The sequence below is a fragment of the Bartonella chomelii genome (genome assembly GCF_014138465.1).
Lineage (GTDB): Bacteria > Pseudomonadota > Alphaproteobacteria > Rhizobiales > Rhizobiaceae > Bartonella > Bartonella schoenbuchensis.
Genome location: NZ_JACJIR010000001.1, coordinates 142,132 through 167,594, shown reverse-complemented (window position 1 = coordinate 167,594; position 25,463 = coordinate 142,132). Strand labels below are relative to the sequence as shown.

Here is a 25,463-nt window from a genome sequence, read left to right as displayed (position 1 = left end):
TATGTATACGCAACAAAACATTGAATCATGGCATAAACTTAGTGGGTAATAGAAATAACATCAATTGCTTTTTTTACTACTATGAAAAATTATTCTATGATGCATGATTTGCAGTAGCTATATTTTCTGCTCAGGTTGTTTTTTGTATTGAAAAACCTTGGAATAAACGCACAAAAATAAATATTCTTCTAATCTTAATGCCATAGGTCACTTTAATAAAAACTTTTTTTAAAAGCTGCTATATTGTGTGTTATATAATGCCTTTCTATTATAGTTATCTCAAAGTATGGCAAAACAATGCAAATTTTACAAAATGTTTCAGAAAACATAAATATTTTCGCAATGTTTTAAATATTGACCACTAAAATGTTTATTAGACAGTTTATTTTTTGCTCTAATATATCTATTCTTTTGAAGCTATATTTTTTATTTTTTACAATAGTTTGACGGTGATATTTTTCTTTTTTTATTTAATGCCGTTTTAATTTATTCTGGTATCAATATTGTTTATTTTAAATAAATAATAGGCCCATGTTGGGGTGAGAATAATTCATATCAATTTTAATTATCTTTTATATTGAGCACAGTGAAGCAAAATGCAATTTAATATGAAAGTGAAATTATGAAAGCCACAACGCATTATGATTTGTTTATTATTGGGGGTGGGATAAACGGATGTGGAGTGGCAAGAGATGCAGTAGGTCGTGGGTTTAGTGTTGGATTAGCTGAAATGAACGATCTTGCATCGGGTACGTCAAGTGCATCAACAAAGCTTATTCATGGTGGTCTTCGTTATCTTGAACATTATGAATTTGGACTTGTTCGTGAAGCATTGAAGGAACGAGAAATTATTTGGTGTATGGCTCCACATATTGTGCGTCCTTTGCGTTTTATTCTTCCCTATCATCAAAAAATGCGTCCTGCTTGGATGTTACGTTTTGGGTTTTTCCTTTATGACTATCTTGGTGGTTGGAATCAAAAACTATGGCGTAGCAAAAAGGTTGATTTTTCAAAAGAATTTAGCACTCCACTTCAGAAAATTTATAATAAAGGCTTTGAGTATTCCGATGCAACAGTAGATGATGCCCGTTTAGTTATTGCCAATGCACGCGATGCAAAAAAAAGAGGGGCTGATATAAAAGTACGTACAGAAGTTTTATCTTTAAAAATAGAAGAACAAAAATGGCTTATAACGCTTCATGATAAGTTAAATAATCGAGAATATTGTGTTTCTGCCTCCTACGTTGCAAATATGGCAGGACCTTGGGTCAATCATATTTTAAGCAATGTTTTAAATTATAAAGAACATTCACCAGTACGGCTTGTCAAAGGGTCTCATATCGTAGTCCCAAGCCTTTATACTCATGATCGTGCTTATATTTTTCAAAATAATGATGGCCGTATTATTTTTGCTATTCCGTATCAAGAAGAATTTACATTAATTGGAACAACAAGATTGTGACTATCAAGGTGATCTTACTGATATTCGTATTAGCAATGCAGAGATTAACTATATTTGTGCAGCAGCAAATGAATATTTTGCTCAACCAATATTACGTGAAAACATTGTGTGGAGCTATTCTGGCGTTCGCCCACTTTATGATAATGGTGCTACAAAAGCACAAGAAACTACACGTAATTATGTTTTGAAAGAAGTGGGCGTAGGAAGTGCTCCACGAATTCTTAATCTTTATGGTGGCAAGATTACAACTTATCGTAAATTAGCTGAAGATGTAATGAAGTTTGTTGAAAAGGCGCTTGGTTTTAAGGGGGTGGCGTGGACAATAAATTCAGTGCTACCTGGTGGTGATTTTCCGTGTGATCAATTGGGTATGATTGAAAAAAAGATTGCTCTTTTGCTTCCAGATTTAGATGCATTTACATGGCGCAGGCTTGCTCGCTCCTATGGTACAGAAGCGCTCATAATATTTGCCAATGGTAAGGCAGATAGAGGGAAGGATTTTGGGCATGGACTTTATGAAGTAGAAGTCAAATGGTTAATGGAAAAGGAATGGGCTAAGACGTGTGAAGATGTATTATGGCGTCGTTCAAAACTTGGACTTTTATTGAATAAACAAGAAACTGATGTTCTTGCTGCTTATATAGAGGATAAAAGAAAGATCGACTAAAATTATAGATCTTAGTTTGATTAATTAGTACTACGGTATTTTTAGTATATTTGTACCGAGATAATTTCTAAGATATCACAATATTAGTTTTGTTATTACTTTACTTTATTTTGAGTGATCAAAATCCTTTGAATGTTAAAATGGTAAAATGTGTTGTGAAAAAATAGCAAAGATGAATTTGGGGTACGAGTATTCCATAGTTGAAGTATGGAATAGTAAAGCAAATTTAGCTGTATCTAATGAAGGAGAACAATGCCTTTTGTATTTTGCTATTTAATTTTAACAAAATTTAGGTAATTTAGAAAAGGCAATAAATATAAAGCACGTTTTTATATTCTCAACCGATAGTAGAAAGTGATAAAAACTATTGTGGGTAGGAAAAGAGATATTTCTCGTATACATGAATAAAATGCTATGAATGAAAATGTATAAGTAATGCTTTTATGACGTTGTATAATTCTCCATCATTAGTAAAATTTGCAGTAGCACCAATGCTAGATTGGACGGATCGGCATTGCCGTTTTTTTTATCGTCTTTTGACAAAAAAGGCGCTGCTTTATACTGAAATGGTTGTAGCAGATGCTGCAATCCATGGCGTTCGTGAACGACTATTGGGTTTTAGTGATGAAGAACACCCAATTGCATTGCAATTAGGTGGATCGGATTCGCAAAAATTAGCAGAAGCGGCGCGAATTGCAGAAGATTTTGGATATGATGAAATAAACCTCAATGTTGGTTGTCCATCAAATCGTGTTCAAGCAGGCATGTTTGGTGCTTGTTTGATGCTCCATCCTGATATTGTGGCAAGAGCTGTAGAAGCAATGAAACAGGCTGTGACCATATCTGTGACTGTTAAATGTCGTATTGGTGTAGATAAGCAAGATGAAGAATTAGCCTTAGATATTTTAGCTGACCAAGTGTGGAACGCCGGCTGTGATGCGCTCTGGGTGCATGCACGCAAAGCGTGGTTAAAAGGATTAAGCCCGAAAGAAAATCGTGGTATTCCAGAACTTAATTATGAAAGAGTTTATAGATTAAAACGTAAATATCCCCATAAATTTATTGGGATAAATGGTGGAATTAAATCAATTGATGAAGTCAAAGAACATTTAAAATTATGTGATGCCACCATGGTGGGACGGAAAGTTTATCACGATCCAGCTTTACTCATGTCCATTGATTCTAAAATATATGGTCAACCACACAGCGATCTTAGTGATTGTGATCTCATTGATGCTATGTGTGATTATGCTGCTAAACATATAGCTTCAGGTGGACGTCTTTCTCATGTGACACGCCATATGATTAATTTATTTCATGGTCGAAATGGTGCACGTCGGTGGCGGCAAATATTATCAAATGACGCAACAAAAAGAGATGCAGATGTGTCTGTTTTAAAAGAAGCTTTTGCTGCTTTTGTTTAAGATAAATTTCGTTAAAACTCTAAATTATATTCTAATATTTTACATTAATTAATTTATATTATAAATTGTAATTTATATATATTTTTTTATTATATTAAACAATCAAAAGGGGAGGTGTTAAATACGATCATCTGTTGATAATGAAACCCTGTTAAAGTTTGAAAAAGAAGATGTGAAGGACTTTTTTATAAATGCATATGTAATAAATACTGAAATATTACGATTTTTGGAATATTTTCGCGATAAAGAATCCATAAATTCGGTAAGCTTACCTTTGTTAAAGCAAGCTAGTTATAGATGTTATGAGTAGGGTACAGATAAGCATTTCTATAATAAAAATAAGTCGCATCATTAGCAATATTATCAGCATTTAGAAAAAAATGATTTTAAAAAATTTAAAGATAAATCATTACTTCAATTACAATGTAATATATTTATACTGTAAAAAAACAACGAATTATTTATACTCTGTTTATAAGATAAAATTTTATTGATACGCTATAGAGTTAAAAAGATATTTTTATGAACAGCAGTCCATTTGATGATTTTCGTGCATTATTAACAAATTTACCAAGTCCTGATGAGTTTTCTATGATTTTGGCTAGAAAACGGCAAGCACAATTAGTAAAGCCGCAAGGAGCTCTAGGAAAGTTGGGAGATATCGCGGTTTGGTATGCAGGGTGGAGAGGTGAGGAAAAGCCAATTATAACACAGCCTTTAGTGGCTATTTTTTCTGGCAATCACGGTATTGTTGAGGAAAATGTTACACCGTTTCCACAATCTATGACACAAGAGGTGGTAAAAAAGATTACTGCTGGTGGTGCGGCCATCAATCAAATCTGCATGGCTTATAATCTTAGACTAAAGGTATTTGACTTAGCTCTAGAATGCCCAACAATGAATATTACTCAAGATGCAGCAATGGGTGAGCGTAATACAGCTGCAACAATGGCATTTGGTATGGAATCAATTGCTGGAGGAACAGATCTTTTGTGTATAGGTGAAATGGGAATTGGTAACTCGACAGTAGCATCAGCCTTATGTCTGGCTTTATTTGGTGGGGAGGCTGAAGAATGGGCTGAATCTGGTAGGGGGGCTGTAGGAGAATTTTATGAACGCAAAGTGAGGGTAATAAAAACAGCTATTTCTTTACATGAGGGTTATTTAAATGATCCTTTTGAAATTATGCGTCGCTTAGGAGGGCGTGAAATTGCAGCGATGGTGGGTGCTATCTTAGCAGCAAGAATGGAAAAAATTCCAGTTATCTTGGATGGTTTTGTAGCAACAGTAGCAGCAGCAGTATTATATAAAATAAATCCAAGGATACTTGATCATATTATTATTGGTCATATTTCTTCTGAACCAGCTCATCGTAAGCTTTTGGAAAAAATTGGAAAAGAACCACTTTTAGATTTAAAGATGTGTTTTGGAGAAGGAACAGGTGCAGCTATGGCTGCGGGTGTGGTCAAGGCTGCTCTTTTAACCCATGCACAAATGACAGCTTGTGAACAAGAAGATTAGAAAAAATAATAATGTGATCAATAAATATCGAGAGCAGTTTTTAAAATTCTACTCATTTTGTTTTTTGCTGCTTTATATAATCAAGAGGTATATTGGCATCGGTTAATTCTATTATGAAAAAAGATGGGAAGCTGCAGAACGTCAATTTAACAATTAACATTTTTTATAAAAAACCATCATACTTTCAATATTGGAACTACAGAACGCAATAAGTATTAGGTATTTCAAACTTTATTTAATAGGATTTAATCATTTCGTGAAATTTTTTATAATTTTTGAAAAATATTAGAGTTGTTTACGGTGTTACTTGAGTCAAATAGGAAGAGCTGTGATGTATGCAACTGTTTTTTTAAGAAAAGTAGTAACACAATATAAAATAATACTATTTTTTAGAGTTTTTAATTTTTGTGCCAGAAAAGGGTTATAAAAATCAATTTTTTAAGGCAAATCGATGACAGAAAATGGTGATATTTTCTTACAAAAGATAAATTTAAGATCAAGGTAATTTATGCTTTTTTCTTCAATACTAAATTATAAAAACTTACGCACCAAATGACGAAGATATACGATCAATTCATCATTAAACCATGGGTGTTGTTGTAGCCAAAAAGTGTTTCGCCATGATGGATGGGGTAAGGGCATAACATTGTATCCTCGGGGTTGACGGATAGAAAGAATGTTTTTCCAATCATTAACGGTTTCTGAAACGGTTTTATGTTTAAGTTCTGCAATGTGCCATTTTTGTGCATAATTTCCAATAGCAAGGACAAGCTTTATTTGTGGCATAGCTTGAAATACTTTTTCATGCCATATTTCTTGACATTCGCGTCTTGGTGGTAAATCAGATTTATTTTGATCATAGCCAGGAAAACAAAATCCCATGGGAACAATAGCAAATAAAGATCTGTCATAAAATTCATCGCTTGTTACACCTAGCCAATCGCGTAATCTATCTCCAGAACGATCATTGAAAGGAATAGAGGTTTCATGAACACGTAATCCCGGGGCTTGACCTGCAATTGCAATAGAAGCTGTTTTGGATAAATAAACAACAGGTTTTGGTTCATGGGGAAGAGGGGGAAAATAATGTGGACGCTCAACACAAACACGACAAGAACGAATTTGTTCTCCCAATTTAACAATTTGATCACATTTTTGCTGCGTCATGATAGATAAAAACTAATGACAGCATTACCAAAAAGCAATAATTTTATCTTTTTATATAAGGATGAACTTTTCGCCACTCTTGCGGTTGTTGAAAATGCGATTGCCATATACCCTTTTTTTGCGCTTTGGCTTTTTGCTCCTCTTTCTGGTATGTATAACCATAGTAACTTATAGCCCACCCATCACGCACCATTTTTGCATTAATATTTTTAACTTTTTCTGTTCTACATGTGCCAAGAACACGTTGATATTTGTCTTTTTTATCCCAATAACAGGTAACAAATCGGTTTGCTATAAGCTTTTGTAAATGCTCTTTGGCTCTAATGCCGCATGGGTAACGCTCTGCCTCCATACCACAAAACTGACGCAGTTCAGGAGCATCAATTCCTACAAGCCGGATCATAACATCACCAATTCTGATTGAATCACCATCAATAACAATCGCATTCCCTGTAATGGATTCTGTTGAAGCAGAAACCACTTCTTGAGGTCGCGACCAAACGCACCGCACATTAATCGTTACATTGATGAAAACGCTAACGACTATAAAAGTTCCTAAAACTGTAACTTTCTGATAAAGGTCACTTAAATCAAAATAAAAAGCATTATTTCTCATGGAAGAATTAATATCATAATGTGTTCGATTAAGTCAAGATACACTTTATACTGTGGAAGTATCTTATTTTTTTAATGTTGATTACATCATTATGATAATAAACATCTCGGGAGCAATACCCATTAGTATTAATGTTATGTGGCTAAAAGCCCTTTTGAATACTCAAATATTCAAATTTATAATGTTGTTCGTTAACTAACTGAGTTTATTTTTTATAATTTTACGTATACAATAAAAAAAATTCCATTTGTTTGAGCTATTTAAATAGCCTTAGTTGAAAACCTTTTTTGCTATCTTCAATATAAAAAGCCTCTTACCATAATAAAGCAGCAAAATATCTGACAATTAATGGAATTTTTGGCAAGATAAATCACCATCATTTAGAGCAAAATACAAACCAATTATTTAATCAATTTTGCTTTAAATAGTAGCTATGAAATAAAGCTTTTAAAAAACGCTCAATACTTTTTAGTGTTTTTTAAGTGTGTTTATATGATTAGCAGAAATAAACAGCGCTACAATTTAAATAGATGAAATCAATTACTTGATTTTTGTTTCTTTAAACTCAACGTGTTTTCTAGCAATTGGGTCATATTTACGTTTGCTCATTTTGTCTGTCATTGTGCGGCTATTTTTCTTTGTTACATAGAAAAAACCAGTATCTGCAGTTGACAAAAGCTTAATTTTAATAGTTGCTGCTTTAGCCATAATAAGGATCCTATTAAACTGAAAATGATACTATTTTGCTTTCAAAACTCACTTTTGATGCAATTATATTTCATTGCCAACACTACGGATGTTATAAAAAAAGTCAAGACTTGATTAGCTTTCTTATCAGGTAAGTGTAAGTACTAGATTAATATATCAGCCAAGGAAGTAAATCATCACAGAGGAAAAATAAAAAAGTTTTTAAATATTTGTTGCTTGACCAATAACAATTACTTCAATGAGTACGCTAATTCTAGATCGAAAATGATCCACGGTAATTATTGTGATTTCACTATAATTAATGATGTTATTTTAAAAAATCTGTTTAGTCATTAGCAGTAAAGCAAATTGTGTTTTCTGCTTTAATGTTAATACTTAATCTAAGCAGGGTAGGTTTTTTAAGAATTAATCTTATTTTTCCATATGCTTCTTGAACAATGAAGTGTAATCGTTTGTATAGTCTAATTATAAATAATGAACTGCAATTTTTTCAAATACGGACAGAATCAATTGAAGTGAGAATAAATATTCTTATAGCGTAGTGATAATTTAAATTCTTTCTTAGAAAAAGGTAATATCTAAGGACAAAGATATAGTTTATTTTTTCAATATCGTCTTTGTTTATAGGAATTACGTTCCCGTTTTTTTGCTATAAATTTGTTTTTACGATAGGGAATGGATGAAAAAGCAAACGAATGAGGTTGCGTTAATATTTCAAAACATAAAGCACCAGCAAGAGGTTGTACTTCTATAAGCTTTACCTCTACCTCGTCGCCAAGTTGATAGCCTTTGCAACTCCATTTTCCTATAAGGGTATGTTGTGTTTCATCAAAATAATAGTAATCACGTTTAAGTGTGGAAATGGGCACAAAGCCGTCTGCATTTAGTTTATCAAGTGAAATAAAAAGACCTGCTTTTGTAACTCCAGAAATGCGACCTTTAAATGAATGGCCTATTTTATTCACCAAATAATGTGCAACAAGCCGATCGACAGTTTCTCTTTCAGCCATCATTGCACGGCGTTCATATGCAGAGATTTGCATGGCAATTGCTGTTAAATTTTGTTCTTGTGAATCTGTTAGTTTGTCATCACCTAATTGCAGGGCTTTAATAAGTGCTCGATGAACAATCAAATCAGCATAACGACGGATTGGTGATGTAAAATGTGTATAGTTATGCAGATTTAAGCCAAAGTGACCTATATTTTCAGGATTATATTCAGCTTGAGATTGTGAGCGTAAAATAACCTGATTAACCAATTCCTGTTGTTGTGTATTAATGACTTGCGTAAGAATATTATTGAATCGTTCTGATGTAAGCTCTGCTTTTCGAGAAAATGATATCCCTAAACTCTGAAGAAAGTTCTGTAGTATTTCTTGTTTTGCGAGAGATGGCTTGTCATGAACGCGATAAATAAAGGGCTGATGATGTTCTTTTAATGTTTCCGCGGCTGCAACATTAGCTTGTATCATAAATTCTTCAATCAAGCGATGTGCTTCTAGATGAGGTGGAACCACAACATCTTTAATATGCCCATTTTGATCAAGAATGATCTTTTTTTCTGGTACCTCTAATTCAAGTGGTTTTCGACGATTGCGTGCAATTTTGAGTTTGGTATAAGCGCTCCACAATGGTTGCAAGATATTCTCAAGAAGAGGGGCTGTTTTTTCATTTGTATTTCGTTCAATTGCACATTGTACTTCTTGATAAGATAGTTTAGCTACCGTACGCATAATAATACGGTGGAAACTATGTTTGCGTTTGTTGCCATTTGCATCAAAAATCATACGAACTGCTAAAGCAGGCCTGTCTTTTCCTTCAAGAAGAGAGCATAAATTATTAGAGATGTATTCAGGAAGCATTGGCACAACGCAATCAGGAAAATAAACAGAATTGCCTCGTTTCAATGCTTCTTGGTCTAAAGCACTTCCTGTTTTCACATAATAAGAGACATCTGCGATTGCTACAGTGACAATCCAACCATCGTTATTTTCAGGATCTTCATCTTTTACGGCATAAACGGCATCGTCATGGTCTTTTGCATCTGGTGGATCAATTGTAACAAACGGTAACTGTCGCCAATCTTCATGATTTGTTGTGCTGACAATAGGTTTTGCACCTTTGGCTTGCTTCAAGACCTCTTCAGGAAAAACATAAGGAATTCCTTTTGAGATAAGCGCAATCATTGAAAGTGCTTTTTCACTATCGATAGATCCCAAAACATTTTTTACTTTTGCGCTTTTTGATCTGTAAGCCGTATTTTTTCTAATTTCAGCTTCAACGAGATCACCCGATTTTATATCAACATTTAAGGGTGTTTCAATAATTAGGTCATTAGTTTTACGGTCTATAGAACAAAGCTGCCATTGGTTATTTTCTAATTTTTTTACTATGCCGAGCATAGTTCTTTCTTGCTTATTAATTTTGCGGATAATACGCCCTGTGTAGGAGAAACTTTGAGGGGCCTTATTTCGAAAAATTTTTACAAGACAATGATCTCCAAGACTAATACTGGCTTCTTTTATATAGCGAGGAGGTATTTCAATATTTAGCGTTAAATCACCCTTCCACTCAAGAGGCTGTGCTATAAAACCGCCATTGTTATCTGATGCACTTATTTTAACTAAAGTAACAGGGGGCAATCTCTCTTGAGTCGTTATTTTCTTATGTCTTTTTGATACAGAGCTAGGATCTTTCAACTGATCGAGCATATTTTTCAACCAACGGCGAGAATCGCCTTTTAAATTAAAAGCCTTAGCGATTTCGCGTTTATTTAATAGGTTAGGATTATCAGTAATAAAGGACAAAATTTCTGCTTTATTAGGCAGTTGTTCAGTATAAGAAGACTGAAGATATTTTGTTTTTTTCTGACCTTTAACCAAAATTTATGCCTCTTTTATCTTAGAAGAATTTTTTTTGATGCTATCTTTTCTTGTGTAACTATTTTTTCCTATTCACTCTTTGCCCTTTTTTAGGGGCGGATGCTTTGGCTAAGAGAAGGTCTAATGCTTCTGAAAGTGTTACATCAGTGGGGTCTTTATCTTTTGGTAATGTGGCATTAATTTTTCCCCAATTTACATACAAACCATAACGTCCATCGCGCACAGTGACAGTTCCACCCTCTGGGTGCTCACCTAATGTGATTAGTGCTTCAGGTGTTGTCCGGCCCCGTTTTGTTTTATTTTCTTGTTTTTCAGCTAATACTGTAACAGCACGATTGATACCAATTTCAAAAACTTCATTGATATCAGAAAGATTTGCAGATTTTCCGTCATGAGAAAGATAGGGGCCATATCGCCCAATTGTGGCTGTGATTATTTTTCCCGTTTCAGGGTGAACGCCAATTTCACGGGGAAGAGATAGCAAAGATAGGGCTTGATTAAGATCAATATTTTTTCTTGCCCACTCTTTTGGTAGCCCTACACGTTTTGCTCCTTTATCTTGACCAAGTTGAATATATGAACCAAAGCGACCAGTGCAAAGAAAGATATCTTTTCCCGTTTCAGGATCAACGCCAAGTACAAGAGGTTCGTCACTGCGCACAGCTTCACTTTCTTCTCCTGTATCTATACCAAGTTGGCGTGTATATTTGCATTCAGGATAATTGGAACAGCCAACAAATGCACCATAACGCCCTAATTTTAGCGATAACTGGCCATTTGTACAAAGAGGACAAGATCGGGGATCACTTCCATCTTCACGCGTAGGAAAAGCAAGAGGTGCTAATATTACGTTTAAGGCATCAAGGACATGCGTTATACGCAATTTCTGGATATCGGTAACGGATGCATTAAATTCATTCCAAAAGTCATGTAAAACGTCTTTCCAAGCTAGTTTTCCATCCGATATAAGGTCGAGTTTTTCTTCAAGATTTGCTGTAAAGTCGTACTCTACATAGCGATTAAAGAAACTTTCAAGAAAAGCTGTGACAATACGTCCTTTAGCATCAGGAACAAGCTTTCGTTTATCAGTTACAGTATAGCCACGTTCAGAAAGTATCGCTAATATAGAGGCATAAGTTGAAGGACGGCCAATACCCAATTCTTCAAGTTTTTTGATTAATGAAGCTTCAGAATAACGGGGAGGGGGCTCTGTAGTGTGTTGAGTTACCTCAACTTTTTCTTTTGTTAGTGCTTCATTAGCGTTGATGTGGGGTAGGCGCGCTGATTCATCATCTTCACCATTTTCTTCATCTCGTTGATCGGTATAGGCAGAAATAAAACCATCAAAGCGAATAACAGATCCTGTTGCACGCAAATTTGCATTATTTTCTCCTTGAATCGCTTGAATTTCGACTGTTGTACGTTCAATTTCAGCAGAACACATTTGGCTTGCAATAGCGCGTTTCCATATTAATTCATATAATTTTGCTTGATCACTATCAAGAAAATTGCGTATTTGATTGGGGTTGCGTTGAAAATCTGTTGGGCGAATAGCTTCATGCGCTTCTTGTGCATTTTTTGCTTTTGTTGAATAAAAACGTGGTTTTTCAGGAACATAGTTATTACCAAAGGACTCTTTAATCACTTTTCGTGCTGAATCAATGGCTTCTGTTGCCATTTGTACACCATCTGTACGCATATAAGTGATAAGACCTGATGTTTCACCATTAATTTCAACACCTTCATAAAGTTTTTGGGCAATTCGCATAGTACGAGAAGGAGAGAAACCTAATTTTGAAGAGGCAGCTTGCTGTAACGTGGATGTTGTAAATGGTGGGGAAGGATTTCTTTTTATAGGTTTTGCTTCAACATTTAAAGTACGATATTCTGCCTCCTCCAGCATGGAGCGGATTTTTTCTGCTTGTTCTAAGGATTTAATATCAAGCTTTCCAAGCTTTTCTTGGTTAAATGCTACCAGTCGCGCGTAAAAATTATCATCTCGAATCGTTTTTAAGGATGTTGTGATCGACCAGTAATCTTCTTTAATGAAATGTTCTATTTCTGATTCGCGATCGCAAATAATACGTAAAGCAACCGATTGAACACGACCAGCTGAACGTGAACCTGGTAGTTTACGCCATAAAACAGGTGAAAGTGTAAAACCAACCAGATAATCAAGAGCGCGGCGCGCAAGGTAAGCATCAACAAGCGATATATCAATATCACGCGGATTATTCATAGCATCAAGTACAGATTTTTTAGTGATTGCGTTGAAAACAACCCGTTTAACAGGTTTATCCTTTAAAACTTTTTTTTGATTAAGAACATCAAGGATATGCCATGAAATGGCTTCCCCTTCACGGTCGGGGTCAGTTGCCAAAATAAGACTATCAGCTTCTTTAACTGCTTTTGCTATTTCGTTTAAACGTTTTGCAGAAGCAGTATCGATATCCCATTTCATGGCAAAATCTTGATCAGGTAAAACAGAGCCATCTTTTGCAGACAAATCACGCACATGCCCAAATGATGCTACTACTTTATATTGAGGTCCAAGATATTTATTAATTGTCTTTGCTTTAGCTGGAGATTCGACGATAACGATATCCATGATTTTACCCGAATGTTAAAATAAAAAATTCTCTCTATAAACTCCTTTCAAATGAATAGCTAATGGCAATTAGTCAAGAACACATAAAAAAAACTATATTATACAACTTTTGATTGTTATTATTAAAAATACACTTTATAAGAGACCGCACAACTTGTTTTCCGTGACTAATATAAAAAAGTATGCGGTAAAATATTAAGATAACATCTATTGAGAGATGGGGAGAATGCTCAAGGATAAAAAAAATATGCCTATAAATCGTTTAAAAATTATCCATTATATCACGGATATGTCAAAACAAATGAGTCAAATGGCGCGTCAAGCTCATAGTCCACTTTTAGCATTACTCTTGGATATGGTAGCCAAGGAGGGGCAAAGTGTTATTAATAGCTCTGAGGGGCTTGGGGAAGATTCAACGTCGACAATGACACACAACCGTCAGAGTGTCGAATAAGCTTCCCGGCAAGTTCAAGTTCAACTAATAAGAGGTAAAGGTTTTGTAAGGGAATATTTGAATGACTACTTAATGTATCTAGATCAATTGGAGTTGTTGAAAGAGCTGAAAGAACAGCTAGGCGTTCTGAATCATTTCTAGTAGAAGCAGATTTATCAGTTTCTGTATTAGGTAAACTAAAACCTTCCTGTTGAAATTGAATTGGATATTCTTTTTCAAAAAGATTGAGTTGAGAACTTACAGTGTTTGAGACTAATGGTGTAAGCGTTTCTATAATATCAGAAGGGTGTGTAACCAATAAAGCACCTTCTTTAATAAGATTATTTGTACCAACTGATCTTGGATCAAGTGGAGAACCGGGAATGGCAAAAATTAATCGTCCTATTTCAACAGCTTGACGGGCTGTAATTAAGGATCCTGACCGCATAGCTGCTTCTGTTACTAAGAGGCCAAGCGATAAACCTGCAATAATACGATTTCTTCTTGGAAAATCGATAGCACGTGGTTTCCAACCAACAGGCATTTCACTAATAATTGCTCCACCATTCGTGATAATATCATCATAAAGTTTTTTATTTTCAGGAGGATAGATATGATCAATTCCTCCAGCCATAACTGCAACGGTACCTGTTTTTAAACTTGTTTGGTGAGCAATACTATCAATGCCACGTGCAAGTCCAGAAATGGTTATAAAACCAGCATTACCAAGAAAATGAGAAAATTGAGCAGTTAGCTTTTTACCTGCTGCCGAAGCGTTTCGAGAGCCAATAATCCCAACGGAAGATTTATGAAAAACTGAAACATTGCCTTTTATAGTAATGAGTGGTGGGGAGGCTTCTGTTACCTTAAGATATGCTGGATAATCTGGTTCTCCTACGCCGACAAAACGAATACCCAATTTTTCAGCTTTTTGCATCTCTTTTTCAGCATCTTCTAACGTTGCTATTCGAATAGGTGCACAACGACCACCTTTTTTACTAAGCTCAGGAAGTACAGCCAAAGCATTTTCTGCTGTTTTATAATGATCAATTAAATTACGAAAAGTAACAGGCCCAACATTCTCACTACGTAATAACCGCAACCAGTTTAAACGTTGATGATCAGTAAGTGGAATCCCTTTATTTATTTCTGTTTTTAGTGCCAATCTTACTTTCTTTCCCAACTAATAATCTACTGATATTCGTGTGATGTTTTATAATCACAAGTATGCTCATTATTACTATTATGCAATGAGCATAGAAGTAAGGAGAAAAAAAATAAATAAAAATTGGAACAATAATAACAGCAATAAGCCCGGATAATGAAGAATAGTGCGTAAATAGAAAAATTCCCATCCAAATGATGATAAAAACAACTGCTGATGGCCAGTAAAATCCTAAGCATACACCTAGATAAGTAGCAACACCTTTGCCACCTTTAAATTTAAGCCATATAGGGAAAGTGTGTCCTAAGAAAGCAAAAAAGCCAGCTAGAATAACAATAATACTGTGTTCTACTGGAATACTGTTTCCTATTGGATAGATTAGAAATTTTACAGTTAGGATAACAATAGCTCCCTTTAGCATATCGCAAAGAAAAGTAAGAGCTGCAATTGTCTTATTTCCTGTACGTAAAACATTTGTCGTTCCAATATTTCCAGAGCCAATTGTCCTTATATCGCCAAGTTTAGCAAAGCGTGTGAAAAGTAGTCCAAATGGGATAGAACCGATGAGATAAGATATTAGAAAAATAAATCCTATATGAACTTGAAAAAGTGCTTCTATTTCACTCATCAAAAGTCTCATTTAATTTGTTGATCAAGCTTAAACACTGACTGGCCTTTAACAAGTGTTTGGATAACACGTCCTTGAAAGTGTGTATTCTCAAATGGTGTGTTTTTTGAACGTGAATGAAGCATATCTGAAGATAGTATCCATGGTTCATCAAGATCAACTAAAATGAGATCTGCATTAGCACCTTTTATGAGTGTTCCAGCATTAAGACCAAAGAGTTTTGCAGGTGCTGTTGATAAGAGTTCAGTCAGTCTTAAAAGAGATATCATTTCATTGTGATAGAGGAGTAAAGCAACACTTAAGAGAGTTTCCATGCCAATAGCACCTGCTTGAGCGTCTTGGAATGGTAAGCGTTTTGTATCAACATCTTGAGGGTCATGAGAAGAAACAATAATATCGACTGTTCCATCTTTTATTGCTTCAATCATTGCTATACGATCTTCTTCTGCACGCAGTGGAGGCATTAGACGAAAAAAGGTACGATATTCACCGACATCATTTTCATTAAGGGATAAATGATTAATGGATACACCGGCTGAAATTTTTGTATTGTTCTGTTTTGCTAAACGAATAGCATCGGCAGACATAGCTGTTGATATTTGTGCAGCATGATAGCGTGCTTGTGTTAGTGCAGCCAGTCGTAAATCTCTTTCCAATGGAATGATTTCCGCTTCACGCGGAATTCCACAAAGGCCAAGCCAACTTGCCAATAGACCTTCGTTCATAACACCTTGACCTGTAAGGTCTTTGTCTTGTGTCTCATGAATCAAAGTGACATCAAAATCACGCGCATAAGTCATTGCGCGTCGCATAACAGATGAATTTTGAAGAGTTTTTTTTCCTTCACTAAAAGCGATAGCACCTGCATTTTTTAATAAACCGAATTCGGCAATTTCTTGTCCACCTAAACCTTGGGTGATAGCAGCAACAGGATAAATATTGACCAATGACGTTTCATGTGCTGTGCGCGTAATAAATTCAACAAGCGCCACATTATCAATAACTGGTTGTGTATCTGGCATCATGAGGAAGGAAGTAATACCTCCTGCTGCCGCAGATTGGCTAGCTGAAGCGATTGTTTCACGGTGCTCAGCTCCTGGTTCACCAACAAAAACTCGTGCATCAACAAGTCCAGGTAGAATCGCTTTATTTTGTGCATCAATAATTTCTGCACCTTCGGGTGTTCCTTGATTTAAAGCTTCTTTGCCAGCTGCTACAATCAGTCCATTTTCAATAATAACTGTACCAATTTCATCAATTGCACGCGAAGGATCAACAATACGAGCGTTTTGAAAAACCGTTGGTTTTGTCATTTCTTTTCTCCACTCCAATTATGACGCGAATCGAGTAAGGCTTCCATAACAGCCATGCGCACAGCGATTCCCATTTTTACTTGTGTGTGGATCACGCTTTGTACTCCATCTGCTATGTCAGAAGCAATTTCTACACCACGGTTTATTGGGCCAGGATGCATGACGATGCAATCACTTTTTGCATAAGCTAAATTCTCTTTATGTAAACCAAAATGATGAAAATATTCACGAACGGAAGGAATAAAGGCACCTACCATACGTTCGCGTTGTAAGCGTAACATCATGATAACATCAGCACCTTTAAGACCTTCTTTCATTGTGTTAAAAACTTCAACGCTCATGTCTGCTATTCCAGTTGGCAGAAGTGTTGAAGGAGCAACAACACGAACACGTGCTCCTAAAGCATTAAGGCTAATAATATTGGAACGTGCGACACGTGAATGCAAGATATCCCCACAAATTGCAACAGTTAATCCTTCAATACGTCCTTTTATTCTTCGAATAGTCAGGGCATCTAATAAAGCTTGTGTTGGGTGCTCATGTGCACCATCTCCTGCATTAATGACACAACAATCAACTTTTTGCGCTAAAAGAGCAGCTGCTCCGGCGCAGTTATGGCGAATGATGAGTATATCCGGATTCATTGCATTGAGAGTTATTGCTGTATCAATCAATGTTTCTCCTTTTTTGACGGATGAATTACTAATAGCCATATTCATCACGTTGGCTCCTAACCGCTTACCAGCTAGTTCGAATGAGGATTGTGTTCGTGTGGAGGCTTCAAAGAAAAGATTAATTTGAGTACGTCCGTGCAGTGTGGGTTTTTTGTTGTCAATTATCTTGGAAAAAGTAATATTTGCATCTGCACGGTCAAGCAGTGTGGTAAGGTCTTGTACATTTAAACCTTTAATACCTAAAAGATGACGGTAGGGGAAAATCGGAAAAAGAGTATTTTGAGTCATAGCATTCTTTTCTAGAGATTTCTAAAGAATTTAAACAAGTATTTGTTTGAATGTAATAAATGTAAAAAGATAAATAGTCTATGATATCAATGATTCGAATAAGGAATATACTATGAGTGCTCTGTTTATGCAGAATGGCCACCGAAAAAATGCGTTTCTTAGTGATACACTTATGTTTCGTATTGCATCTAATTTGCCTGCATCTTTATTAGCAAGTTTTGAAGAAATAGGGGCATTTGTAGCTAGCCATGAAGCACGAGATCTCTCCCGTTTAGCAAATCACTATCGACCAATATTACGCTATAATACCGAATGGAGCCAATTAACAGAACAGTTAGAAATTCACCCTGCCTATGATACTCTTCAAAGATATTCTAGACAAGTGGGGTTAAGTACTTCACTGTGGGAAAATATAGCTTCGGAAAGTGGAATACGTTATCAAGCACGTGCTATTCGTTTAGCTTTATCTGCCGGTCTGGAAACCGGTCATTTGAATGAGGTTATTATAACAAGTGCAGCTATTGCGGTATTAATTGGGGACATTAAGTTATTTAAAAGATGGCGAAACGTACTTTTGTCACGTCAATATGATTCATCCCTCAAGCCTATTGATGATAAAAAAGGTGCTTCTCTTACTTGTGCTTTTGATAATGTTGCAAAAAGTGAAAAATATCCTTCTAGTTTTCCAATTGCTCAGAAAGTTTCTTTTGATGAAAAGATGGGGCGTGATCTGTATCATTTAAATAGTGTGAAAACCAATGTTATTAATCCGGTCGCTGATGGGTATCTTGTTAGTGCGGAAATAGATGGTCATTTAAGCTGCTTTTTAGTTCCACGCGTGCAAGAAAATGGTGCAATAAATAATATCTCAATTCATTATTTATTGCAGCGTTCTGGAGAATATTCAGTGCCAGAGGGGGTTGTCCATTTCCAAGGCAGTTATGGTTGGCTTTTGGGAAATATTGGGGAGGGGGCTAAAATAATTAAAGATATCGAGACTATGACACGCTTCGATCAGTCTGTGATATCAACAGGTGTTTTGCGCGCAGCACTTCAATTTGGCATAGACTTTTTTCGGAAAAAAATGCCAAATCAGCCTTTACCACCACTAACAGAGCGTATTTTTGCTGATATTGCACTTGATATTGCTGCTTCACAAGCATTGGTTTTACGTTTAGCACGGGCATTTGATAATGCTACAAATAGTCGCGCTGAAGCAGCTTTTGCACGTATTATGACGCCTATTATTGCTTGTCATGTAAATCAATTAGTTGTTCCTATTGTTAGTGAAATTATTGCACAGCTTGGTTTAGAAAGTTTTGTGGAAGGCAATCCATTATCGCAAATGTTACATGATGGATCTGCGCGGATAGTTAGAAATAATGATTCTAATCAATTGGTGAGGGACGCAATTCTTATAGCTAATAAAGCACCTGGATTATTTCAGCAACTGTTAGAAAAAATTGCAACTAATATTGGGCCAGCAGGTCCGCGAGCAGTTGAAATTATCAAATCTGCTATCCATATGGCTTCAACAAATGAAGGAGCAGGTCGTTTTTTTGTTGAGCAAGTGGCATATGCTGCTGCAACTGCATCATTACGTTATAAGGAAATGGAATATATTGTAAATGCTTATATGGAAAGCCGCCTTGGAGGACAATGGAGATTATCCTATGGTATGATGATTGCACGATATAATCCCGGACAATTATTGGAGATCCTTTATCCTTCTGTGTGATTTAGGTTCTGAATTCTATCAAGAAAGCCTTGTAATATAAAAGCAGCAGCTGCAGAATCAATACGGGCTGCTCTTTTAGCACGCGATACATCCATTTCTAAAAGGGAGCGTTGTGCAGCAATTGTTGACAATCGTTCATCCCAAAAAACAAATGGAATTTTTGTATATGCTCCCATATTGCTAACAAAAGTTCGGGTTGCTTGAACACGAGGGCCGTTACTTCCATCCATGTTAACAGGCAAGCCAATAACAGCAACCCCTACGTTTTCATTATTAAAGATTTGAACAAGTGTAAGGGCATCTAAGGTAAATTTTTTCCGCTGAATGACGGGGCGTGGATTTGAAAAGGTTAAACTGATATCAGAAATAGCAATTCCGATAGTTTTTGTGCCCAAATCCAAACCTGCTATCGTTTGTTTGGGTAAAAGATGTGTAGTAATTTCATGTATGTTAATGACAGCCATGTGTTTATACTTAGAGTTTCTTAATATTTTAGGTTAATATTTATAGTGAAGTTTTGATACAGATATCAATATTCTTGCGCTTATAGAAGTGAGCTTGTATAGCCAAAACATGAAGAGAGTAATGTCGCAATCAAATTTGAGCAGAAAGGCATAATATGTCTGTTGATAATAAAACAGTCAAAAGAGTGGCACATTTAGCGCGTATTGCTATTCATGATGATGAAATAGAACGCATGACAAAGGAATTCAATGCCATTTTAGAGTTTGTAGAACAACTTAATGAAGTTGATATCAATGGAGTTGAACCATTAACATCGGTAATGCCTATGGCTTTGCGAATGCGTGAAGATAATATTACAGATGGTAATAAAGCTGCAGAAATTGTAGCAAATGCACCTATAACAGAAGAAAATTTCTTTCTTGTTTCAAAGGTCGTCGAGTAATTTTTAATATTTAAAATTCGAGAATCAATATGACTGATTTAACAACCCTAACGATTGCACAAGCTCGTGATGCTTTAACAAAGAGAGATCTAAAAGCAACTGAATTAACAGAAGCTTATTTAAAAGCAATTGAGTTAGCTAATCCAACTTTAAATGTCTATGTGGCGCTAACAGCAGAACAAGCAACAAAAATGGCTACTGAATCAGATAAGCGTTTTGCGAAAGGACAAGCTGGTATTTTAGAGGGGATTCCACTAGGAATTAAGGATCTTTTTGCAACACAAGATGTCCATACTCAAGCTTGTTCATATATTCTCGATGGTTTTAAACCTAAATACGAATCAACAGTAACGGCTAATTTGTGGAAAGATGGGGCGGTTATGTTAGGCAAACTTAATATGGATGAGTTTGCGATGGGGTCGTCTAATGAAACATCACATTATGGGCCAGCTATTAATCCATGGCGAAAAAAAGGATCAGATGAAAAACTTGTCCCAGGTGGTTCTTCAGGTGGTTCTGCAGCTGCTGTTGCAGCACGACTTTGTGCAGGAGCAACAGCAACTGATACTGGTGGGTCAATACGTCAGCCAGCAGCATTTACTGGTACTGTGGGAATAAAGCCGACTTATGGACGGTGTTCACGGTGGGGGACCATAGCGTATGCTTCATCGCTTGATCAAGCTGGGCCTATCGGACGAGATGTGCGTGATTGCGCGATTATGCTGAAATCAATGGCTTCCTTTGATGATAAAGATTCAACTTCGGTTAATGTACCTGTGCCTGATTATGAAAATTATATAGGTCAATCAATTAAGGGAATGAAAATTGGTATTCCAAAAGAATACTATATTGAAGGAATGTCTGCTGAAATTGTTGACCTTTGGCAAAAAGGGATGGATTGGCTAAAGGAAGCAGGGGCTCAGATTATTGATATTTCATTACCTCATACAAAATATGCTTTGCCCGCTTATTATGTCGTAGCTCCTGCAGAAGCGTCTTCTAATTTAGCACGCTATGATGGTGTCCGTTTTGGGCTTCGTATGCCAGGAAAAGATGTCATTGAAATGTATGAAAATACGCGCTCATCTGGCTTTGGTGATGAGGTTAAACGACGTATTTTAATTGGTACCTATGTTCTTTCTGCAGGTTATTATGATGCTTATTATCTTAGAGCTCAAAAGGTGCGAACATTAATTAAACGTGATTTTGATCAATGTTTTGCTGCTGGTGTTGACGCTATTTTAACGCCTACAACACCGGTATCAGCTTTTGGTATTGCTGATGAAAAAATAAAGAATGACACAATAGCAATGTATTTAAACGATATCTGTACTGTGTCAGTTAATATGGCGGGATTACCAGGTATTTCTGTTCCTGCAGGTTTATCATTAAATGGTTTACCACTAGGATTGCAATTGATTGGTAAGCCTTTTGCTGAGGAAACAATTTTTCAGATAGCTTACATTATAGAGCAAGCGGCGGGAACGTTAAATGCTGAAAAATGGTGGCCATAAAAAATCACAAGCTTACATTTTTTATGAAGCAGTAAAAACACTCTCTCCTTAAGAGACAGAGAAAGATCTTTTGGAGCGGGCTGTAATTTCGTATTATATTTTTTAACCGCCAAGATATGCTTCTTTTACCCGTGGATCAGAAAGCATAGCTTGGCTTTTACCATGAAATAAAATTTTTCCTACTTCTAAAATATAAGCATAATCGGCTACAGAAAGAGCTGCAAATGCGTTTTGTTCAATAAGAAGAACAGTTTTTCCCATTTCATTAATTTTGCGGATGATCGAAAAAATTTCTTGTACAAGAAGTGGCGCTAAACCAAGAGACGGTTCATCCAATATCACCATGTCAGGATTACTTATAAGTGCACGTCCTACAGCCAGCATTTGTTGTTCACCGCCTGACATCGTACCACCCAATTGCTTGGATCTTTCACGTAACCGTGGAAATAAGTCAAATATCCATTCAATATCATGAGCAATACCGACTTTGTCATTACGAATATAAGCGCCTAGCTGGAGATTTTCTAATACAGTCAAATGAGGCATAATACGCCGTCCTTCAGGACTTAATGCAATGCCCAATTGTAAAATTTCTTCGGGCTGTTTTTCTGTAATAGATTCACCTTTATATATAATATCTCCGTAAATAGGCCGGTTAAGTCCTGCAATAGAACGTACAGTACTGCTTTTTCCTGCTCCATTGGCACCAATTAAAGTTACTATACTCCCTTTTTTTATGGACATAGAAATATCTTGAACAGCTTTAATAGCGCCGTAATGAACGTGAAGATTTTTTATTTCAAGAATGTTCATACATATCTCCCCCAAGATAAGCTTTAATAACTTTAGGATTATGGCGAATTTCATCTGGGGTACCATTGGCGATGCAACGGCCATATTCTAACACCCAAATATCTTGGCAAAGCCCCATGACAACTTTCATATCATGTTCAATAAGTAGAATTGTAAGATCAAATTCTGTTCTTACTTTTTCTATGAATTTTCTAAGTTCCTCGCTTTCTTGAGGATTCATTCCAGCAGCAGGTTCATCAAGAAGAAGTAATTTAGGTTTTGTCGCTAAAGCCCGAGCAATTTCTAAACGCCGTTGTGCACCATAAGCCAACGTGGTTGCTGGCTGGTTGGCGAGATAAGCAAGCTGAAGTCGTTCAAGAATCTCCATCGATTCTTTATAAAGCTTGTTTTTTTCTTTAATTGCACTCGGTAATAAAAGAGCGGAAGCAAACCATGGGTATTTTTGCCGAACGTGGGCACCAACCATGACATTTTGCAATACTGTTAATCCTGAAAAAAGGCGAATATTTTGAAATGTTCGTGCAATATGGCGTTTACAAATAATATGAGGTGAAAGACCACAAATATTTTCTTCATCTAGAAGAATTTTTCCATTTGTAGGTGTATAAAAACCAGAAATTATATTAAAAACAGTGGTTTTTCCAGCACCATTGGGACCAATTAATCCAGTAATTGTTCCCCGTTTGATAGCCATATTGATATTGTTAACAGCGATTAATCCGCCAAAACGCATTATAACATCATTAAGTGAAAGAATAATGTCGTTCATGACTTTTCCTCACTACTAGAGAGTGTCCTCCTTGTTAAAAAGGAATAAATCCAATTCCATGAAAATTCACGTTGACCTAATAATCCTTTTCTCCAGAATAAGATGATTATCAACAATAGAAGTGAAAAAACAACCATACGTAGTCCTGGTATTCCTGGAATATATATAAAGCTTAAATTTAATGGGGATTCAATAATACGAAGTGATTCAAGCATCACTGTAATAATAATGCTGCCTACAATACTTCCTGTAATAGAACCAAGACCACCGGCAACAACAATCATCAAAATATTAAAGGTTAGAAGGAAGTTGAACATTTTAGGATCGATGGTTGAAATAAGAGCAGCTGTTAATGCACCTCCAATACCTGCAAAAAATGCACCAACAGTGAAAGAAAGGCTACGATAGAAGAAAGTGTTGACGCCCATTGTTTTTGAGGCGATTTCATCGTCACGAATAGCGCGCAATACATTGCCAATATTACTTTGTAATAAAAGAGTTATAAAAATAATTGTAAATGCTAACCAACCATAATTCCACCATAATGTAGCATTTTGAGGTATTCCTTTAATTCCCAATGAACCGTTTGTTAAAGATGTAGCATTGGTAATAATGACGCGAATAATTTCTGCAAAACCTAATGTTGCAATTCCAAGATAGTCACCACCAAGGCGTAATATAGGCAAAGCGACCAATAAGCCTACAGCTGCAGCACATAAACCACTTATAATGACAGCAATAAAAAAAGGTAATTGCAGATTTTGCAATGGTTCAGCTATCGGTTCTAGAATCCACATCATTTCTTTTTGTTCAGGAGAGAGAAGTAAAATTGCACATATATAAGCACCAATAGCCATAAAACCAGCATGTCCAAGAGAGAACATACCTGTAAATCCGTAAGTCAAATTAAGAGAGATTGCCAATATGGCGTTTATAGCAATAAGATTGATAATACGCAGTGTATAGTCATTAAAATGAGTATCGGCATAAAATAAAAAGCCGATGAGAGCCACAATACTGATAAATGATAGAAAAAGCGTAGTTGATTTTGCCATTAGATTTTCTCTTGACTTTTTTTGCCCATTAAACCAGTTGGCATTACCAGCAGGATAACAATTAATAAAATAAAAGCGAAAGCATCTCGATATCCAGATAAAGCTGGAAAAAAGGCGATAATCATAATTTCAAGAAAACCTAACAATAATCCTCCGAGCATTGCTCCTAGAATTGATCCAATACCTCCAATAACAGTAGCGATAAATGCTTTTAGTCCAGGAAGTATACCCATATAAGGCTGGATTTGAGGATAACGTAAAGCCCACATGATTCCTGCTATGGCGCCTAATGCCGAACCTATAGCAAATGTGAATGCGATAATCTTGTTAACAGAAACACCCATTAAACGAGCAGTTTCAATATCATGCGAAATTGCACGCATAGCAAGGCCAGGTTTTGTTCTATGAATAATCCATAACAAGAGAACAACAAGAATAAAGGAAACAACAGGAACAATAAAGGACATAGGGCTAATTCGAATAATCGCATCTGATCCTTGTCCCAAATGCCATTGAATTGGTGTGACAAGAAAATCTGGCTGTTTCACACCCTTGGGAACACCACTAAAAAGTACAGTTGCAAGATTTTCAATGAAAAAGGAAATACCAATTGCACTGATGAGCACTGAAATTCGTGGAGCATTACGCAAAGGTTTATAGGCACATTGATCAACAGCAATACCTAGTGCACTTGTGATAAAAATTGAAAAACAAATGGCTAAAATCCAAATCGGTGTGAAATTTTGTGGAGCAATTTTTGAATAATAAATAAGCCCTAAAATAAGGATAAAAAGAATTGCAATCCAATAAATTTCAGGGCGTTTTTTAAACCCTATAAACACTGAATAATAAATGAGGAGAGCTAACAATATAAGCAGGACAGCAACCCACGCAGGCATAAAGCTAATTGTAGAAAAGAAAACGAAATATGCCCCTAACATAAAGATATCGCCGTGAGCAAAATTAATTAATCTTAAGATACCATAAACCATGGTATAACCAATCGCGATAAGCCCATAAAGCGATCCCAATGCTAGCGCGTTAAAAAAATGCTGAATGAACATTTCAGTATTCATCTTTTGTCCTTCTGCATTTGTTAGTTTATATAGGG

20 protein-coding genes and 1 pseudogene are annotated in these 25,463 nt (G+C 35.9%); 7 read left to right on the top strand and 14 right to left on the bottom strand.

Annotated elements, in window-relative coordinates; translation table 11 throughout:
- The first annotated feature begins 622 nt into the window (after positions 1 to 622).
- The 3 genes and pseudogenes from glpD (at position 623) to cobT (ending at position 5,074) form a co-directional block, all read left to right on the top strand.
- A pseudogene (glpD, locus tag GGR10_RS00720) lies at positions 623 to 2,129 on the top strand (glycerol-3-phosphate dehydrogenase).
- Between the two features lie 443 nt (positions 2,130 to 2,572).
- Positions 2,573 to 3,553: a tRNA dihydrouridine(20/20a) synthase DusA gene (dusA, locus tag GGR10_RS00715; RefSeq protein WP_182479476.1), complete on the top strand. Its 981-nt coding sequence runs from the start codon at positions 2,573 to 2,575 to the stop codon at positions 3,551 to 3,553.
- Positions 3,554 to 4,075: 522 nt separating this feature from the next.
- Positions 4,076 to 5,074: a nicotinate-nucleotide--dimethylbenzimidazole phosphoribosyltransferase gene (gene cobT, locus GGR10_RS00710; RefSeq protein WP_182479475.1), complete on the top strand. Its 999-nt coding sequence runs from the start codon at positions 4,076 to 4,078 to the stop codon at positions 5,072 to 5,074.
- Positions 5,075 to 5,605: 531 nt separating this feature from the next.
- Here the strand turns inward: cobT and GGR10_RS00705 are convergent.
- From GGR10_RS00705 to topA, 5 genes are all read right to left on the bottom strand, one after another.
- The gene (locus GGR10_RS00705) at positions 5,606 to 6,241 is read right to left on the bottom strand and encodes a uracil-DNA glycosylase family protein (RefSeq protein ID WP_182479474.1); all 636 of its coding nucleotides are present in this window, start codon (positions 6,239 to 6,241) and stop codon (positions 5,606 to 5,608) included.
- A gap of 43 nt (positions 6,242 to 6,284) precedes the next feature.
- Positions 6,285 to 6,857, bottom strand: coding sequence for a thermonuclease family protein (locus GGR10_RS00700; protein ID WP_182479473.1), 573 nt, complete (start codon positions 6,855 to 6,857; stop codon positions 6,285 to 6,287).
- A gap of 540 nt (positions 6,858 to 7,397) precedes the next feature.
- Positions 7,398 to 7,565 (bottom strand): 50S ribosomal protein L33, encoded by a 168-nt coding sequence (rpmG, locus tag GGR10_RS00695; protein WP_007477349.1) that lies wholly within the window; start codon positions 7,563 to 7,565, stop codon positions 7,398 to 7,400.
- A 605-nt stretch (positions 7,566 to 8,170) separates the two neighbouring features.
- Positions 8,171 to 10,447 carry a ribonuclease R gene (gene rnr / locus GGR10_RS00690; RefSeq protein WP_182479472.1) on the bottom strand — a complete coding sequence of 759 codons (2,277 nt, stop codon included), beginning with the start codon at positions 10,445 to 10,447 and terminating at the stop codon, positions 8,171 to 8,173.
- Positions 10,448 to 10,505: 58 nt separating this feature from the next.
- A complete protein-coding gene (topA, locus tag GGR10_RS00685) occupies positions 10,506 to 13,055 on the bottom strand; it encodes a type I DNA topoisomerase (RefSeq protein WP_182479471.1) in 2,550 nt (849 codons plus the stop codon).
- Positions 13,056 to 13,302: 247 nt separating this feature from the next.
- On the opposite strand from topA, the gene GGR10_RS06985 reads away from it, so the two are divergent.
- Entirely contained in the window at positions 13,303 to 13,509 is a 207-nt protein-coding gene (locus GGR10_RS06985; protein ID WP_208431672.1) for a hypothetical protein, read from the top strand.
- Here the strand turns inward: GGR10_RS06985 and dprA are convergent.
- From dprA to GGR10_RS00665, 4 genes are read right to left on the bottom strand one after another with little or no spacing between them, the layout of a single operon-like run.
- Positions 13,439 to 14,671 carry a DNA-processing protein DprA gene (gene dprA, locus GGR10_RS00680; RefSeq protein WP_182479470.1) on the bottom strand — a complete coding sequence of 411 codons (1,233 nt, stop codon included), beginning with the start codon at positions 14,669 to 14,671 and terminating at the stop codon, positions 13,439 to 13,441. The genes GGR10_RS06985 and dprA overlap by 71 nt on opposite strands.
- Entirely contained in the window at positions 14,628 to 15,281 is a 654-nt protein-coding gene (plsY, locus tag GGR10_RS00675; protein WP_182479469.1) for a glycerol-3-phosphate 1-O-acyltransferase PlsY, read from the bottom strand. The genes dprA and plsY overlap by 44 nt, the downstream gene beginning before the upstream one ends.
- An 8-nt stretch (positions 15,282 to 15,289) precedes the next feature.
- Positions 15,290 to 16,594, bottom strand: a complete 1,305-nt coding sequence (locus GGR10_RS00670) for a dihydroorotase (RefSeq protein ID WP_182479468.1) — start codon at positions 16,592 to 16,594, stop codon at positions 15,290 to 15,292.
- A complete protein-coding gene (locus tag GGR10_RS00665) occupies positions 16,591 to 17,556 on the bottom strand; it encodes an aspartate carbamoyltransferase catalytic subunit (protein ID WP_182479467.1) in 966 nt (321 codons plus the stop codon). Before GGR10_RS00665 ends, GGR10_RS00670 begins: the two co-directional genes overlap by 4 nt.
- 112 nt (positions 17,557 to 17,668) lie before the next feature.
- On the opposite strand from GGR10_RS00665, the gene GGR10_RS00660 reads away from it, so the two are divergent.
- Positions 17,669 to 19,294 carry an acyl-CoA dehydrogenase family protein gene (locus GGR10_RS00660; RefSeq protein ID WP_182479466.1) on the top strand — a complete coding sequence of 542 codons (1,626 nt, stop codon included), beginning with the start codon at positions 17,669 to 17,671 and terminating at the stop codon, positions 19,292 to 19,294.
- On the opposite strand, the gene ruvX is transcribed toward GGR10_RS00660, so the two are convergent.
- Positions 19,279 to 19,758 carry a Holliday junction resolvase RuvX gene (gene ruvX, locus GGR10_RS00655; protein WP_182479465.1) on the bottom strand — a complete coding sequence of 160 codons (480 nt, stop codon included), beginning with the start codon at positions 19,756 to 19,758 and terminating at the stop codon, positions 19,279 to 19,281. The two genes, GGR10_RS00660 and ruvX, sit on opposite strands and share 16 nt — an antisense overlap.
- Before the next feature lie 155 nt (positions 19,759 to 19,913).
- On the opposite strand from ruvX, the gene gatC reads away from it, so the two are divergent.
- Complete coding sequence (gene gatC, locus GGR10_RS00650; protein WP_182479464.1) at positions 19,914 to 20,201, top strand: Asp-tRNA(Asn)/Glu-tRNA(Gln) amidotransferase subunit GatC; 288 nt, start codon at positions 19,914 to 19,916, stop codon at positions 20,199 to 20,201.
- A gap of 29 nt (positions 20,202 to 20,230) precedes the next feature.
- A complete protein-coding gene (gene gatA, locus GGR10_RS00645; RefSeq protein WP_182479463.1) occupies positions 20,231 to 21,715 on the top strand; it encodes an Asp-tRNA(Asn)/Glu-tRNA(Gln) amidotransferase subunit GatA in 1,485 nt (494 codons plus the stop codon).
- A gap of 102 nt (positions 21,716 to 21,817) precedes the next feature.
- Here gatA and GGR10_RS00640 read toward each other — a convergent pair whose 3' ends face one another.
- From GGR10_RS00640 to GGR10_RS00625, 4 genes are read right to left on the bottom strand one after another with little or no spacing between them, the layout of a single operon-like run.
- Positions 21,818 to 22,528 carry an ABC transporter ATP-binding protein gene (locus GGR10_RS00640; RefSeq protein ID WP_182479462.1) on the bottom strand — a complete coding sequence of 237 codons (711 nt, stop codon included), beginning with the start codon at positions 22,526 to 22,528 and terminating at the stop codon, positions 21,818 to 21,820.
- Complete coding sequence (locus GGR10_RS00635) at positions 22,515 to 23,297, bottom strand: ABC transporter ATP-binding protein (protein WP_182479461.1); 783 nt, start codon at positions 23,295 to 23,297, stop codon at positions 22,515 to 22,517. The genes GGR10_RS00640 and GGR10_RS00635 overlap by 14 nt, the downstream gene beginning before the upstream one ends.
- Positions 23,294 to 24,352, bottom strand: coding sequence for a branched-chain amino acid ABC transporter permease (locus GGR10_RS00630; protein WP_182479460.1), 1,059 nt, complete (start codon positions 24,350 to 24,352; stop codon positions 23,294 to 23,296). The genes GGR10_RS00635 and GGR10_RS00630 overlap by 4 nt, the downstream gene beginning before the upstream one ends.
- Positions 24,352 to 25,428, bottom strand: coding sequence for a branched-chain amino acid ABC transporter permease (locus GGR10_RS00625; RefSeq protein WP_182479459.1), 1,077 nt, complete (start codon positions 25,426 to 25,428; stop codon positions 24,352 to 24,354). Before GGR10_RS00625 ends, GGR10_RS00630 begins: the two co-directional genes overlap by 1 nt.
- Positions 25,429 to 25,463 lie beyond the last annotated feature (35 nt).